The organism is Corynebacterium sp. HMSC034A01, from assembly GCF_001838175.1.
GTDB lineage: Bacteria > Actinomycetota > Actinomycetes > Mycobacteriales > Mycobacteriaceae > Corynebacterium.
The window spans coordinates 59,020-73,378 of the sequence record NZ_KV835919.1 but is presented as its reverse complement, the minus strand read 5'-3'; the positions used below and the strand labels follow the sequence as shown (position 1 = coordinate 73,378).

At 64.1% G+C, this 14,359-nt stretch carries 12 protein-coding genes, 1 tRNA gene and 2 pseudogenes; 5 read left to right on the top strand and 10 right to left on the bottom strand.

All coding sequences use genetic code 11. The features are described from left to right. Window positions 1-448: pseudogene (locus tag HMPREF2791_RS00510) on the bottom strand (hypothetical protein); the annotation flags it as partial. A 468-nt stretch (window positions 449-916) separates the two neighbouring features. Between HMPREF2791_RS00510 and HMPREF2791_RS00505 the strand changes: the two are divergent. Continuing rightward, window positions 917-2,191, top strand: a complete 1,275-nt coding sequence (locus tag HMPREF2791_RS00505; RefSeq protein ID WP_070475534.1) for a DNA sulfur modification protein DndB — start codon at window positions 917-919, stop codon at window positions 2,189-2,191. A gap of 76 nt (window positions 2,192-2,267) precedes the next feature. Here HMPREF2791_RS00505 and crgA read toward each other — a convergent pair whose 3' ends face one another. Genes crgA through HMPREF2791_RS00465 form a run of 8 tightly spaced genes read right to left on the bottom strand, consistent with a single transcriptional unit; the run spans window position 2,268 to window position 11,735 of the window. Then, the gene (gene crgA / locus HMPREF2791_RS00500) at window positions 2,268-2,543 is read right to left on the bottom strand and encodes a cell division protein CrgA (protein WP_070475538.1); all 276 of its coding nucleotides are present in this window, start codon (window positions 2,541-2,543) and stop codon (window positions 2,268-2,270) included. Between the two features lie 42 nt (window positions 2,544-2,585). Beyond that, entirely contained in the window at window positions 2,586-4,673 is a 2,088-nt protein-coding gene (gene pknB / locus HMPREF2791_RS00495; RefSeq protein ID WP_070843796.1) for a Stk1 family PASTA domain-containing Ser/Thr kinase, read from the bottom strand. Then, window positions 4,674-6,224 (bottom strand): serine/threonine-protein kinase, encoded by a 1,551-nt coding sequence (locus tag HMPREF2791_RS00490; protein WP_070843795.1) that lies wholly within the window; start codon window positions 6,222-6,224, stop codon window positions 4,674-4,676. Next, window positions 6,225-7,679, bottom strand: a complete 1,455-nt coding sequence (locus tag HMPREF2791_RS00485) for a penicillin-binding transpeptidase domain-containing protein (protein WP_070843794.1) — start codon at window positions 7,677-7,679, stop codon at window positions 6,225-6,227. Then, a complete protein-coding gene (locus HMPREF2791_RS00480) occupies window positions 7,676-9,028 on the bottom strand; it encodes an FtsW/RodA/SpoVE family cell cycle protein (protein WP_070843793.1) in 1,353 nt (450 codons plus the stop codon). Before HMPREF2791_RS00480 ends, HMPREF2791_RS00485 begins: the two co-directional genes overlap by 4 nt. Continuing rightward, window positions 9,025-10,356 (bottom strand): PP2C family protein-serine/threonine phosphatase, encoded by a 1,332-nt coding sequence (locus tag HMPREF2791_RS00475; protein ID WP_246825278.1) that lies wholly within the window; start codon window positions 10,354-10,356, stop codon window positions 9,025-9,027. Before HMPREF2791_RS00475 ends, HMPREF2791_RS00480 begins: the two co-directional genes overlap by 4 nt. Window positions 10,357-10,379: 23 nt before the next feature. Beyond that, the gene (locus HMPREF2791_RS00470) at window positions 10,380-10,829 is read right to left on the bottom strand and encodes an FHA domain-containing protein FhaB/FipA (protein ID WP_070843791.1); all 450 of its coding nucleotides are present in this window, start codon (window positions 10,827-10,829) and stop codon (window positions 10,380-10,382) included. Window positions 10,830-10,841: 12 nt separating this feature from the next. Next, window positions 10,842-11,735, bottom strand: a complete 894-nt coding sequence (locus HMPREF2791_RS00465; protein WP_070843790.1) for a DUF3662 and FHA domain-containing protein — start codon at window positions 11,733-11,735, stop codon at window positions 10,842-10,844. 179 nt (window positions 11,736-11,914) lie between these two features. Between HMPREF2791_RS00465 and HMPREF2791_RS00460 the strand changes: the two genes are divergently transcribed. After that, a tRNA-Leu gene (locus tag HMPREF2791_RS00460) sits at window positions 11,915-11,998 on the top strand. Window positions 11,999-12,149: 151 nt separating this feature from the next. On the opposite strand, the pseudogene HMPREF2791_RS11475 reads toward HMPREF2791_RS00460, so the two are convergent. Beyond that, window positions 12,150-12,398 (bottom strand): annotated as a pseudogene (locus tag HMPREF2791_RS11475) (IS256 family transposase); the annotation flags it as partial. A gap of 221 nt (window positions 12,399-12,619) precedes the next feature. Here HMPREF2791_RS11475 and HMPREF2791_RS00450 point away from each other — a divergent pair. The 3 genes from HMPREF2791_RS00450 to HMPREF2791_RS11965 form a co-directional block, all read left to right on the top strand. Further along, entirely contained in the window at window positions 12,620-12,811 is a 192-nt protein-coding gene (locus tag HMPREF2791_RS00450; protein ID WP_141764873.1) for a hypothetical protein, read from the top strand. 274 nt (window positions 12,812-13,085) lie between these two features. Beyond that, on the top strand, window positions 13,086-13,637 hold the full coding sequence (locus HMPREF2791_RS00445) for an LURP-one-related/scramblase family protein (RefSeq protein ID WP_070843787.1): 552 nt from the start codon (window positions 13,086-13,088) through the stop codon (window positions 13,635-13,637). A gap of 503 nt (window positions 13,638-14,140) precedes the next feature. Further along, on the top strand, window positions 14,141-14,359 hold a 219-nt coding region (locus HMPREF2791_RS11965; RefSeq protein WP_210400138.1), incomplete at its 3' end, for a hypothetical protein.

Below are 14,359 nucleotides of genomic sequence, written 5' to 3'. Positions count from 1 at the left end.
ACTTGGCCAGGGAGTAGCCGATGTTGCCCTGCATGCCGTCTTTGGAGCCGGAGCCGCCGAGCGTCAGGGTCTCGGTCTTGGAGCCGTTGACGGAGGCGGAGATGGTCTGGGTGCGGGACAGGTCCTGGGACAGCGGGATGTCGCTGTCGGTGAGGTTGGTGGTGGAGATGGTGCCCACCGGCAGGAAGTTGTCCTTGACCTTGTAGACGATGGTGCGGTAGTCCTCGGTGGAGTTGCACACCGGACGCGGGTTGAGGATGTTGGCCTTCAGGTGGTCTGAGCCGCGGTAGGTGTGGATGATCGGCAGTGCGGAGTTGGTTGCCGGGGTCTCCGGGTAGGACTCTTCGAAGGTCTGGGCGGTGGCGGTGATGCCGGAGCCTGCGATTGCGACAGCGGCGACGGCTGCGATCGCGGCCTTGGCGGCGCCAGCGATGCGGAATACGCGCATTGGGCGTTCCTTTCGGGGAAACAATTGTGGGAATTTCAAGGGGGGCGGGCTTCTCAACCTCTCAGCGAGGAGCTCTCATACAACACCTAGTCAACTGCCAAGGAAGCGTCATAATATTGTTGAACAATCCACCCAATCCGGGGGCAAACTAAAGTGATTGTCACGTCACAAAAGCCTGCTTACCAGTATTAACACTGCTATATGTGGGTAAAACCCCGACGCAATCTATCGCGCTATTTAAATGCAGTCACACGTCGCCCAAACCGGTGTCTCAGGTCCCTCTTGGAATTTGTTCAGCCTTGAAGCTTCCTGCGGCCACTGAAATTAAGCGACTAATCATCTCATCGGCGGGCGGATAAGAACGTTATTCCAAATTCAACTTGACTAAAAACAAGATCGGGTTAAGATTGGTAATCAAGCAATAAGGCGACTAATTCCCAATTAGGGAGAGAAAGGAACAATTGTCCCATGGATAACCTAAACCTCAGCGGCTACAAGCCGTACACGGAAGTGCTGGCCCAGATGACGCAGCGAGCAAACGGACGCCGAACCTACATCGTGGCGCTGCCGCTGCACCTGCTCAGCCAGTACGTCCCTATCCCGGACCCGGAAAAGCCGTTCGCCGGCAACCGCCGTGTGAACAAGCGTCACGCCACCAAGTTCGGTGAATACTGGCGCGCAAACGACACATGGACTGCACCGCCGCTGCTCGTGGATACGACCATGCCGCTGGACAAGGGCTTTGACTCGATCTTTGACGTCGGCGGAGTCGCGGTCGGTAAGTTGAAGATCCATCGCAATGCCTCGTCCGAGTTTGCCATTCTGGACGGTCAGCACCGCATTCTTGGTTGGAAACTCATGGAGGATCAGCTGGCTAAGGAGTACAAGGAGGCGCGCGCTGAACTCAAAAAGGCAGAAGCGGACGGGAACGCAGACGAGCTTTCTGCTGTGCAGAAGAAACTCGAGGAGATTGAGGCGGCGCAGCTTCGCTTCGAAACCGAGTTTGTCACGCTCGAGATCATGCAGGGGGTGAGCGAGGAAGACCACAAGCAGGCCTTCAACGACATCGCCACCAACGCGCGAGGAATTACCAAGTCCGTGACGGTGTCTTTCGACCGCCGCAGCATGATCAACCGCATTGCTGTGGAGGTTGCGGAAAGCATCGAGTTCCTCGCTGACCGCGTGGACTGGGAGAAAGACCGCGTTGCGGGCAAGAACGAAAACGTGATCTCCGGCAAAAACCTGGCCGACATTGTCCGCCACCTTGCGTTGGGCATCGACGGCCGAATGACAAACCGCAGAGAAGACAGCATGAGCGAGGAGCGAATCGCTGATCTGGTTGAGGTGTTCTTCGAGCTGCTGCTTGACACCTTCCCGCAGCTGCAGGACCTGGATGCCGAAGATACTTCGCCGATCGAGCTGCGAGAAAAGGACATGATCACCTCGGCCACGGTGCTGCGAGTGCTCGCGGGAGTGTTCCACGCTCTCGCCGTGGATATCTCGGATGAGAGCAACCCGAAACTCGACAAAAAGGGTCTAGAGGAGGCGCGCGAGCTTTTCGAGGCGCTGAGCGGGCACACCGGCCTGCCCCTGGATCGTCGCTGGCTGGATACCGGGTTCTTCCCGGAAAACGCTAAGGCACCTAGCTCCCGCGCGCAGGATCTACGTGGGTTGACCAACCTGCTGGTCCAGTGGGCGCGGCAAGGCGAGATCTTTGCGCCGTCCAAGGCCGCAGACGCCTAACCCCCACCAACGCAAAAATCGGATTGTGGCAAATATTTGCCACAATCCGATTTCACACATCCCCCGGGGAAGGGAACTACCGCCAACCCATAGTCATCAGCAGGCCGAGGATCATGCCCGAAAAGCCGATGGCGTAGTTCCACGGCCCGAGCTGGCCGAGCCACGCCAGCTGGTCGCCGGCGAGGTAGTAGAGGATGAGCCACGCCAGGCCGAGGAGCATCAGCCCGAACATGATCACCTTGTACCACATCGGGGTGCCGCCGGTGTTGACCTTGACCGGGGTACGCGTGGTGCCGGTGGAGGTGCTGCTAGCTGGGCGGATGGGGTCTTTGGTTACTTTTGCTTTAGGCATGTGCGCTCCCTTGGTGTGTGCGGGCTCAGCCGTCTCCGGCGGCTAAAGCCCTAGCCCGCGCTGCACGTTCCGCAGCGCGTTGTTCGCGTTCTGGGGTTGAACTGTATCAGCCTGCCCTGCAGCCGCGTTATTTTGCGGGATGAGTTTGCCGGCGTCGAACTTCCACAGGTTGTAGCCGATGGCTTGGTCCTTGCGGATGGTTTCGCCGGCGGCGACTTCCTGGTGGCCGATCATGCCGTCGTCGACGAGTGCGCCGGTGGGCACCGGCGGGCCAGGTACGAGGCGGCCGTTCCAGCCGGCGTCGCGGAGTGCCTTTTCGGCCTCCTCCGGGCTTTGGCGGGTGATCTCCGGCATGTTCATGAGCATGCCGTTGGATACGCGCAGCTCGATGGTGGTGCCGGATTCGACGTCGGTGTTTTCACCGGCGACGGCGAGCACCTGCCCCTCGGGTTTGGTCGAGTCCACGCTGGTGACGGTGGAGCGCAGCTGCAGGGAGGACAGGGTGGCGGTGGCCTGCTCGACGTTCAGCCCCACCAGGGACGGCACCTGCACCATCTCCGGTCCGGAGGAGACGGTGATGGCGATGCGTGAGCCCTTGGCAATCTGGGTGCCGCCAGCGGGTTGCTGCGACAGGATCACGCCTTCTTCGATGTTGTCGCTGGATTCGCGGCGCACGTTGGGGTTGAGTTCCAGCCCGGCCTTCTTCAGCTCTTCGATGGCTTCTTCGGCGGTCAGGTTGGTCACGTCCGGCACGTCGGTCATTTCCTTGCCGGAGGAGACGGTCAGCGTGATCTGCGTGCCGCGCTTGAGCTCGGAGCCTGCGGCGGGGGTGGTGGAGATGACGTTGCCGCGCTTGATGTCGGGGCTGGGTTCTTCCATGACGGAGACGGCGAAGCCGAGGTGCTCGAGTTCGCGGACGGCGTCGTTGCGCGGTATGTCCGCGAGTTCGGGCACGGGCACCATTTCCTCTTTGACCACCTCAGAGGTCTCGTTGTTCACGGAGAAGTAGTCGTAGACGAACCAGCACACCGCACCCGCGAGCAGCAGGCCGAGCAGCGCGGAGAGCCACTTGAGCCAGTTGGAGGAGGTTTTTTCGTTGGCGGCGCGGTGGTCGGCGTAGCGCGTGTGCCCGGAGGCGGCAGATGCTTCGCGACGCACCACAGGTTCGCGCACCACATCCCCAACCACGACGGTGTGGTCCTGGGACGGCGGGTATTGGGAATCGATGGCGTGGGAGCCTGCGTCCTCTTCCGCGGCGGCGAGGTGGTTGCGGGCGGCGGTGGTGACGCTGCCGCGCTCCAAAAGCGCGAGGTCGTTGCCCATTTCGTCGGCGGTTTGGTACCGGTCGGCGGGGTGTTTCGCCATCGCGGTGAGGATGACGGAGTCGACGTTGACGGCCTCGTTGTCCGACAGCGGCGCGGTGATCCGCTCGGACGGCGGCACCGGGTCTTCCTGGACGTGCTGGTAGGCCACGGCGAAGGGGGATTCGCCCTCGAACGGCGGGACCCCGGTGACGGATTCGTACATCACGCAGCCGAGCGCGTAGACGTCGCTGCGCGCGTCGGCGGCCTTGCCGCGGGCCTGCTCGGGGGAGAGGTACTGCGCGGTGCCGATGACGGCGGAGGTTTGCGTCATGGCGGAGGTGGAATCATCCAGCGCACGCGCGATGCCGAAGTCCATGACTTTCACGGCACCGGTGTTGGTGACCATGATGTTGGCGGGTTTGATGTCGCGGTGGATGATGCCGGCGTCGTGGCTGGCCTGCAGCGCGCGGGTGACCGGCAGCAGCAGTTTCGCGGCGCGCTCGGGGCTCAGTGGCCCTTCGTTGCGCACGATGTCGCGCAGGTTCATGCCGTGGACGAGTTCCATGACAATGTAGGGCACGTCCACGCCGGAGGTTTCCACGGAGCCGGTGTCGTAGACCGAGACGATGTTGGGGTGGTTCAGGCGCGCGGAGTTTTGCGCTTCGCGGCGGAAGCGTTCGCGGAAGTTTTCGTCGCGCGCCATGTCGATCTTCAACATCTTCACGGCAACTTCGCGCCCAAGGGACACGTCGGTGGCGGCATACACGTCCGACATGCCGCCGGTGCCGATGATGTCGCCGAGTTCGTACCGGTCCGCGATCAGCATTTACCTGCCACCTCCGAGCAAGCTATCAAGGTTGGGCAATTCTATCGCAGGGGCAGGCTCGTTCGTGACCTCGGGCTGATTGCCTATCGACGTCGCACCTTCCGGCGCCCCACCCTGCTGCGTCGGAGTCGCCGCGGACGGCTGCTCCGGCGCGGAAGTTTCGGGGGCGGACGGCTCGGCGGACGGTTCCGCCGGGGCGGGGGCGTTGTCGGCCTCGGACTCCTCGAAGCGCAGGGTGCCCGGGTTGCGCGGCTGCGTGATCGTGGTGCGCTCGCGCTCGGTGGTGGTTTCGGTGACCGGTTCTTCCGTGTCTTCTTCCTCCGGCGTCGGGGTGGTCTCGCTCATGGTGGGGCGCGGGGTGGTGGGGGTGCCGCCGCCGGTGAAGCGGTCGAACACGCCCTCGGTGTAGGCCCATGCGGCGCCGCCTGCAAGGAGCGCAAGCAGCAGAATCGCGGAGATGACCGGGCCTGCCTTAGACGACTTCTTGTCCGGTTCGTGTTCGCGCGGCGCTGGTGTCGCGGCGCGGGAGGGGGCGGGGGGAGCCGGAGGACGTCGAGAAGCAACGGCCCTTGCGGCGGACGGCGGGTAGGCGCCCTCGGGGCGGGAGGTGCGCTCCTCGGCGACGCTGGCCAGCATCTGGGTGGACGCGGTCGCGGACGGCTCGGTGGCCACGACCTGGGTGTGGCCGCCGGGCTGGGCGGGACGCAGGCCCTGGCGGACCTGGGAGATGGCCAGCTGAAACTCGTTGCCGTCGCGGAAGCGCTGACCGGGGTCTTTGCGCAGGGCGATCTCGATGAGGTCGCGCGCCGGGGCCGACACAGAAATCGGCAGGGCTGGCGGCTCGGCGGAGACGTGCGCGAGCGCCACCGACACCGACGAGTCGCCGGTAAACGGGCGCTTGCCGGAGAGCAGCTCGTAGCCCACCACGCCGAGCGAGTACACGTCGGAAGCCGCGGTGACCTTCATGCCCTGGGCCTGCTCTGGGGAGACGTACTGGGCGGTGCCCACCACCATGCCGGTGCGGGTCAGCGGCACGGCCGCGGCGGCCTTGGCGATGCCGAAGTCCGTGATCTTGACCTGCCCGTGCTGGGTGAGCATGAGGTTGCCCGGCTTGATGTCGCGGTGCACCAGCCCCATGCGGTGGATCACGGCGAGGCCGTGGGCGGCCTGCTCGAGCACGTCGAGAGCCAGCGCCTCATCCAGCTGGCCTTCGCGGGCGATGAGGTCCGCGAGCGACTCGCCGCGGATGTACTCCATGATGATGTAGCAGACGGTGAAGCCCGCGTCGGTGTCTGCCTCGCGGTAGTCGTAGGTGGCCACCACGTTGTCGGAGTTGATGCCCTGGGCGCTCAACGCCTCGTTGCGGAAGCGGGCGAGGAACTCCGCGTTGGAACTGAACTCGGGGCGCAGCACCTTGATGGCCACCTCGCGCTCGTTGGCCAGGTCGTCTGCCAGCCACACGGTGGACATGCCGCCGTGGCCGATGATCCACTGCAGCTGGTAGCCGTCGCCGACGAGCTGTTGCAGGTCCTCGCGGTTTTCGGTGTTCATCTACTGTGCTCCTTCCACGGGTGCGGGGGCGGCGGGTGCTGCGCGCAACACGGCGCGTCCGATCGGGCCGGCGACTTGGCCGCCGGTGGCTCCGGTGCCCATGTTGCCGCCGTTTTTCACCACCACGGCAACGGCGACGTCCTTTGCCGGGTCGAAGGCGACGTACCACACGTGCGGGGCGGCGCCTTCGGCGTGCTCGGCCGTGCCGGTCTTGGAGGCGAAGCCGTTGCCGTCGTAGCCCCAAGTCCACCGCTCGGACGCGAACATCAAGTCCGTGATCGTCGCGGCTTCCTCTTCCGTTACGGCCTCGTTGAGTTCCACCGGCTCGGTTTCGTGCAGGACCTTGCCGTCGGCGTTGCGCACCTGCCGCACCACGTGCGGTTCCATGCGCTTGCCCTTGTTGGCGATGGTCGCAGACATCATTGCGGCTTGCAGCGCGGTCATGGTCACGTCGCGCTGGCCGATGGCGGATTGGGCCACCTCGGCGCCGCCGGGCAGCTCGCCCAGCGAGCCGGCAGCGTTGGGCAGGCCCAGGTTGTAGCGCTCGCCCACGCCGAAGCGGGCGGCGGCATCACGCAGCGCGTCCGGGCCCACGGCGAGGCCCATCTGCACGAACGCGGTGTTGCACGACAGGGCGAACGCGGTGCGCAGCGGCACCTGCCCGCCGCCGGCGCAAGCTTGGCCGCCGTAGTTGGTCAGCGGGATGTTGTCCGTGCCCGGCAGGATCGTCTGCGCCTCGCCCGTCAGCGGCGATTCCGGCGTGAAGCCGTTTCGCAGGCCCGCGGCGGTGGTGATGATCTTGAAAATCGAGCCCGGCGGCAGCTGCTCCTGCGCCGCGTGGTTCAGCAGCGGGTTCGCGGGGTTGCCGGTGGCCTCGGCCCAGGCACCCTCGGCGGTCGCCGGGTTGGCAATGCCGTTGGGGTCAAAGCTGGGGGTCGAGGCCATGGAGAGCACCTCGCCTGTCGACGCCCTCACGGCCACCACCGCACCATCAAAGCCCGGGTTGGCCAGCTGGTCGTACGAGAAGGCCTGCAGGTTCGGGTCCAGCGTCAGGTCGACGGTGTCACCCTTCTTGCCGTCCTCGAGCCCGGTGCGAAGGAAGCGCGAGGCGGTGCCGGAGTCGCCGGTGAGGTCGCCGTTGTGGGTGGCCTCCAGCTGCGAGGTGCCGAACTGGTCGGAGACAAACCCCACCACCGGCGCGAACGACCACGGCATGTTCGGGTAGGCGCGCTGGTAGAAGCCAGTTTCCTCGTTGCGGTGGCTCTGCGCCAGCACGGTCTCGCCCGCGACGATGTCGCCGCGGTTGGTGCGCTTGAGGTCCATGAGGATGCGCGAGTTGTGCTGGTTCTGCGCGTACTCGTCCTCGCGCAGGCCCTGCACCACGGTGAAGTTGACCAGAAGCGCCGCGATCATCAGCAGCGCGACCACGGCGCCGTAGCGGATGGACTTGTTCATCGTGCGCCCACCACCTCAGGGCGCGCGGTGCCGGCTGCGACGGCATCGTAGTCCGCGGGACGGTTCGCGCTGTTGGAGATGCGCAGCAGCAGGCCGAGCAGGATGTAGTTGGCCATTACGGACGAGCCGCCGGCGGACATGAACGGCGTGGTCAGGCCCGTCATGGGCAGCATTGCGGACACGCCGCCAGCGACCACGAAGATCTGGATCACGATGGTCAGCGCCAGCCCGGAGGCGAGCAGCTTGCCGTAGGAGTCGCGCGCCTGCATGGCGGTGCGGAACCCGCGGGTGATAAACACCGCGAACAGGCACAGCACTGCCGCGATGCCGACAAAACCCAGCTCCTCGCCGATGGCGGCCAGGATGTAGTCGGAGTGCGCCACGGGCACCAGCTCCGGGTGGCCGTAGCCCAAGCCGGTGCCGGTGATGCCGCCCCAGCTTAGGCCGATCAGCGCGTTGGCGGGCTGGTTGCCAATGCCGTCAAAGTCCGCGAAGGGGTCGATGAAGTTGGATACACGCTCCTGGATCTTGGCGCTGACCTGGTACACGGCGTAGCCGCCCACGGCCACCAGTGCCAAGCCGATTGCCAGCCAGGACGCGCGGCCGGTGGCGAAGTAGACCATGCCCAGCACGGTGGCGAACAGCAGCAGCGCCGGGCCGAAGTCGTTGGACACCGCCATGATCAAGATGGCAATCGCCCACACCATGAGAATCGGGGCGAGGTCGCGCAGGCGCGGGAAGGTCATGCCCAGAAAGCGCTTGCCGGCCACGGTGAACAGGGCGCGTTTCTGCGCCAACAGCTGGGCGAAGAAGATCAGCAGCAGGATCTTGGAAAACTCGCCCGGCTGGATGGAAAACGGGCCGAGCCACAGCCAGATGCGCGCTTCCTCGTAGCCCGGGGGCTGCGGCCACACCAGCGGCAGGGCCAGCAGGATCAGGCCCACCAGGCCCAGCAGGTAGGAGTAGCGCGACAGGGACTTGTGGTCGCGGATGACAATGAGCGTGAGCACCATCAGCCCCACGCCCACCAGCGACCACATCATCTGGCGCTCCGCCAGGGGGCCGTAGCCGGGCCGTTCAGCCAGGTCGAGGCGGTAGATCATCACCAGGCCCACGGCGTTGAGCAGCGCCACCACGGGCAGCATCACCTGGTCCGCGTGCGGTGCCAGAAAGGCGATGGCCACGTGCGCGATGGCGTAGACGCCCATGAACCCGCCGATGATGTAGAGCATTTCTGTGGACAGGGCGCGCCCTTGGCTCGTCTCTAAGCCGAAGAGCATCAGTGCAAGCAGGCCAGTGGCGAACAGCAGGAGGAGCAGTTCGCGGCTGCGGGATACTAGGCGGTTCATCGCACCTCCCGGCAGGTGTCTTCCTCTGCGCTCTTCTTGTCCGTGCAGGCCGGAAGCGCCTGGTCCGCCAATTCATTCAGTTTGGCTAATACGTCGTCGTAGGAGCCGGTGACCTCTGCGACCTCGCGCTTGTCCTTGGGCAGGTCTTCGGTGGTGAAGATGCTGCAATCGCCCGGCTTGGTGTCCTTGGAAATCACGCGCAGGTCGCCCTTGGTGTTCAGGCAGGCGCGCTGGATGTCCTCGGTTTTCGCGTCCGCGAACAGGTTGTCGCGGGTGGTGTGCTGCACCACAAACTCGCCGGAGTCCTGCACCCTTAGCGCATACTCGTCCGTGGCGCGGGACTGCGACCACATCACGCCCGCCACCGCGAGTGCCAGCAGAAGCACTAGCGTTGCGACGACCCAAGGCCACACCGACGACGGTTGCTTCTTCCCGACGACACTAGTGTGGCCCTCCTCGTCGTCGGAAGCATCCGCGTCCTGGAGCTTGGCCCGGTTGTGGTCCGGGGTGATGGTCTCGGACTTGCGCAAAAGCGCTGCGGCGCGGGAAGCGGCGGAGTCCGGGTGGGAGGACTCGTAGCCCGGATCCAGCGCGCCAGCCTTGACCACGGCGCGGGTCTCTGTCGCGACGTCGCCCTCGGCGGCCTCCACGACTTCCGCCACCACCACGGTGACGTTGTCCGGCCCGCCGGAGCGCAGCGCCAGCTCGATCAGGCGGTTCGCCGCCATCTCCGGGGTGCCGTCGCCGAGCGCGAGCTCGATGGTCTGGTGGGTCACCGGGTCGCTCAACCCGTCGGAGCACAGCAGGATCCGATCGCCCGGCTGGACCTGGATTAACTCCAGGTGCGGCTCCACGGGCCGGCCGGTGTACGCCTTCAAAATCAGGGACTTCTGCGGGTGCGAAGAGACGTCCTCGGGCGCGAGCTTGCCGTCGTTGACCAGCGACTGGACAAAGGTGTCGTCGACGGTGAGCTGGCGGAGCTCACCGTCGCGAAGCAAATAGCCCCTGGAGTCGCCCACGTGGATCAGGCCGAACTCACGGCCGTTGAACATCGTCGCGGTCAGGGTAGTGCCCATGCCGGCCTGCTCCGGGTGCTCGGCCACGGATGCCTCGATGGAGGCGTTGCCGTCCTCGGCCGCCGCGCCCAGAAGCGCGAGCATATCCGCGTCCTCGGGGTCGCGGTCCAAGTGCTCGAGGTGCTCGACCATGAGCTGGCTGGCCACCTCGCCGGCGGCGTGGCCGCCCATGCCGTCCGCAAGCACCAGCAGGTGCGGGCCCGCGTATGCGGAGTCCTCGTTGTTGGCGCGGACCAGGCCGCGATCGGACACGGCCACGAAATCTAGCGCGAGCTTCACGGCATCAGCCTCACAATCGTGCGTCCCATCTTCATGTCCGTGCCCACGGTCACCCGCTCAGGCTGGTCAATGCGCACCCCGTTGACGAAGGTGCCGTTGCGCGAATCCAGGTCCTCCACGAACCAGTCGCTGCCCCTGCGGAACAGGCGCGCGTGGCGCGAGGAGGCGAAATCATCGCCCAGCTGGAAATCGTTGTCTCCCGCTCTGCCGACAGTCAAGTCTTCTAAGCTGGCAATTTCCATGTGGGAGCCTTGCAGCGGCCCCTCAACTACCGCAAGGGTGCGGGCTTTCTCCCTGGGTGCGGGGGCGGAGGCACTCGCCTTACGACGCACCGCGCCACCCGCCGACACCACATCCTTCCGCTGCGTCCACATCACCAGGAAAATGAACACCCAGAGCAAGGCCAGAAGGCCGAAGCGGGCGCTGAGGATCATGGTCGAATCCATGGCAAACCCTTCTTACGGGCGGAAGTATTCGGTGCTGGGGTGCGCAACCGAGTCCGTGAACTCCGGCTGGTTGGCGCTGGCCTGCGGCTGGTCCTCGCCGCCGATGATGCGGACCTCAATGCTGGAATGGCCCAGCGTGATCACGTCGCCGTCCGCCAGCATCCAGTTTTCCACCGGTTCGTCGTTGACCGTGGTGCCGTTCGTGGACTGCAAATCCACCAGCACTGCCACCTGGCCGTCCCATGTGATCTCCGCGTGCTGGCGCGACACCCCAGTGTCCGGCAGGCGGAAGTCCGAATCGTTGGAGCGGCCCAGGATGTTGGAGCCCTCGTGGACCAGGTACGTGCGCGACGAGCCGTCCTGAAGCAGCAGGCTCACCGTGGCCGCATCGGGGTTGGCAGCGGCCTGCGGGTCCTGCGGCTGGTTGGCGTTAGGTTCGGACATTGCATCCTCCTTCAATTGCGAGCGCGAGGCCTTGCGCTTCTTCGGCTCCGCCACAATGGCGTCGAAGCCGCTAACCACATCCGGCATGGTGTCGATGTAGCTAGACACCCGGAGTTGGCCAGTGCGCAGACCCGACTCCTCCGCGATACGCACAACAACAGGGCCGTCAAGGAACCATTGTTTGTTGCGCACGTAGCGCATGAGTTGATCGGCGAGGTCCACAGGAAGATCGCGGTTCTGCGACAGGTTCTCCAAGTCCTTCGAAGACACACCCACCGCGTACACGTTCGGGGCGACATACTCGTCCTTATCCGTGACCACCAGCGAGTCCTGGGCTTCCTGCTTGACCAGCTCCTCAATTTCTTCAGGCACAACCTTGCCGCCGAACAGCGCCGCCATGGAATTGTCCAAGCCACGCTGCAGAGAACTGTCCAGCTTTGCCAGCCTGTCCATCACTGCCATTTCCTGCGCACCTCCTTTCTTCACATCGGAATTTAAGTAACCCGGACAGTATAGGTGCCGCACCCGACACCACCTATCCGCGCAGCGTGTCGGCCCCGTTGTTCAGCCGGGGTAAAAGGCGGTGTGCGCTGGCGATTTGTAGTTTTTGTGAGCTACGATCTATATTAATCAAGTCGCCCGCCCGGGTGGCGGAATTGGCAGACGCGCTGGCTTCAGGTGCCAGTGTTCGCAAGAACGTGGGGGTTCAAGTCCCCCCCCGGGCACAAATCAGATCCCGACTTACACTCCGCGGAGTGTGGGTCGGGAATTTTCTTAGGTGACGTGAGTTAGTTCACTTTTACATCTGTCTGCTAGGACAATGACAACTGAGGGTTAAACGACAAAAAGTGTGTCCGGCTCGGCGTGTCGTGGGGGTTAGATTTGGCCTTTTTGGATGCCGATTGAGTGGGTGTAGTCGGTGTCGATAGCGTTGTCGTAGAGGGCTGGTCGTCCTGTTTCGTGGTCGGCTTGGTTCTCGTTTCGGGTCAGGGTGGATACTTTGGCGAGTTGGCCCTGGCCCCAGTTGGACTGCCTGGCGATTCGTACTGGATCGTCAGGCAGCTCCGTTTTTAAGTAGAGCCACCAATCCAGCGTGCGGCGTTGTCGTCCACCGGACCTGCCGCGCGCAGAGTAGAAAATCCGAAACCAGACCTCAAACCAAGCCCACTTGCAAAACCTCAGGTCGCGACCGCGCTTGAGGTCTGGTTCTGCGCTGAGGTCTGGTTCGTCCAGGGCTCTCTTTGAGCGGCCGCGCTCGCCGGCCTGGGATGCGCAGGCGGAAGCCATTGCTTATCGACGAGCGTTCCGTCGGCCCTCGTGGTCCTCACTCAACACTGGGCGGAGCGATGTCTCACGACATGCTGGGTGAGGTTGCTGCCGCGTACGTCAACGCGGTGAACGAGCAGTTCAACCGGATCTCCGCGGAGATCCAGGACGAGATCCGACGCAAGACGCCGAACTTCGGTTACAGCCGCCGCGGCCAGGAGAACGGGCAGGTCGCTGAGCTGTGCGCGGTAGAATCATCGGCGAGCGGGTGACCTTCTTTCCGAAGTTCGCCCCGTTGCCGAGACGCTGTCGTCGCGAATACCAGCCCTAGGGTTGAAGCATCGTGCGGGAGCGTCTCACCTTTTGACGACTCGACTGGCGGGCGTCGGGACATACCCCGAGTAACAAGCCCCTATTAAGGCCTAAAAATGGCCATACTAGGGAGGGCTTACTAGGGGTTTGTGGAGATGCGGGACAGGGCAGGCAAAACCAGCCGCCCAAACCACACCCCACCCACAACCAGCCACGCGTCGTTAGGGTTAGGGTGTGTTTAGGCAACGTGAGATCGTCGTAAGGCAAACGAAGGCCCTGGGCCGCGACACGTTCGCGATCGAGGGCCCGGGCGGGGAGCTGCTGGGCACGGCCAGGCAGACGCTGAAGATGAGCGACCTGGTCAAGGCGTCGCGCGGGGTGGAGGTCTTCGACGCGGCCGGCGCGCACGTGCTGAGCATCGAGGACCCGGTGAACTTCATCCGCGACAAGTACGTGGTGCACCAGGTCAACCCGCCGCTGGAGCTCGCGCGGCTGACGCAGCGGTTCGCTTGGATCGGCGCGAAGTTCGACGTGCAGGTCGCGGGCTTTCCGGACGTGCAGATCCAGGGCCAGGCGTTCCAGCTGAATTACACGCTGACCAGCCAGGGCCGCCCGCTCGCGACCGTGGACGCGGAGTATTCCGGCATGGGGCGGATGCTGATGGGCAAGTCCAGTTACCGCGTGCGCATCGAGCCCGACCTGGACGAACGCCAGCACGCGGCGGTGATTGGCATCGCGTTGGCCATCGATATGCGCCGCGCCAAGATGCGCAGAAACTCGGGTTAGAGGGGGCTTTTTGCTTGGCGACGGCCCCTTGCTGCCGCAGCGGGGGGAAAAAGCGGGGGGAGCGGGGGATTCCGGATTGCTGAACAATCCACCGATCTTTGAACAATCCAGCGCCTTTCCTGGGCGTGTGAGAGAAAACGCGCCAAAACTAAGAGCGCGTCAAATGTATGGTCAACCGGAACATGCAGGTAGGGGCGCAATCCGACTGTTTTATGCAGGAAAACACCTTAAGGTGCATAAAATGCAGTGTTGGTGGATTGTTCAACCATCCGCGAGCGACGCGAGATTGATCGTTGAACAATACTGACGAAACCCCGGATCGCGCCTCCGGATTGATGAACAATCCGCAGCTAGGAATGGGTGGAAACGTTGAACAATCTGGAAAGAATGTTCAACGATTTCACCGTTTCTTCAGCCTGGCGGCGAGCGTTTTACCTGCGCATATTCGGTGCATAAACTCAGGGATGTAACAAAGAACAAACACACACCAAGGAGTCACCGAGATGCGAGCAGCATTCCGAAACACCATCGCCGCAGCAGTTGCCGCCACCATCGCGGTGTCCGGCACGACCGTCGCACACGCCGCCGACGACATCGAGCTGGCACCGGTTGTGACCAACACCGCAACCCTCGTTGACTCCGACGGCGACGGCCTGCCGGATATCTGGGAAGAAGAAGGCGTTGTATTAGCAGACGGCACCGAAATCCCCCTGCCGGACTGG

Bases quoted from the DNA above. Each gene is read 5' to 3' on its own strand.
- HMPREF2791_RS00505 (WP_070475534.1), top strand. From the start codon at position 917: ATGGATAACCTAAACCTCAGCGGCTACAAGCCGTACACGGAAGTGCTG.
- crgA (WP_070475538.1), bottom strand. From the start codon at position 2,543: ATGCCTAAAGCAAAAGTAACCAAAGACCCCATCCGCCCAGCTAGCAGC.
- pknB (WP_070843796.1), bottom strand. From the start codon at position 4,673: ATGCTGATCGCGGACCGGTACGAACTCGGCGACATCATCGGCACCGGC.
- HMPREF2791_RS00490 (WP_070843795.1), bottom strand. From the start codon at position 6,224: ATGAACACCGAAAACCGCGAGGACCTGCAACAGCTCGTCGGCGACGGC.
- HMPREF2791_RS00485 (WP_070843794.1), bottom strand. From the start codon at position 7,679: ATGAACAAGTCCATCCGCTACGGCGCCGTGGTCGCGCTGCTGATGATC.
- HMPREF2791_RS00480 (WP_070843793.1), bottom strand. From the start codon at position 9,028: ATGAACCGCCTAGTATCCCGCAGCCGCGAACTGCTCCTCCTGCTGTTC.
- HMPREF2791_RS00470 (WP_070843791.1), bottom strand. From the start codon at position 10,829: ATGGATTCGACCATGATCCTCAGCGCCCGCTTCGGCCTTCTGGCCTTG.
- HMPREF2791_RS00465 (WP_070843790.1), bottom strand. From the start codon at position 11,735: ATGGCAGTGATGGACAGGCTGGCAAAGCTGGACAGTTCTCTGCAGCGT.
- HMPREF2791_RS00450 (WP_141764873.1), top strand. From the start codon at position 12,620: ATGTCTCACGACATGCTGGGTGAGGTTGCTGCCGCGTACGTCAACGCG.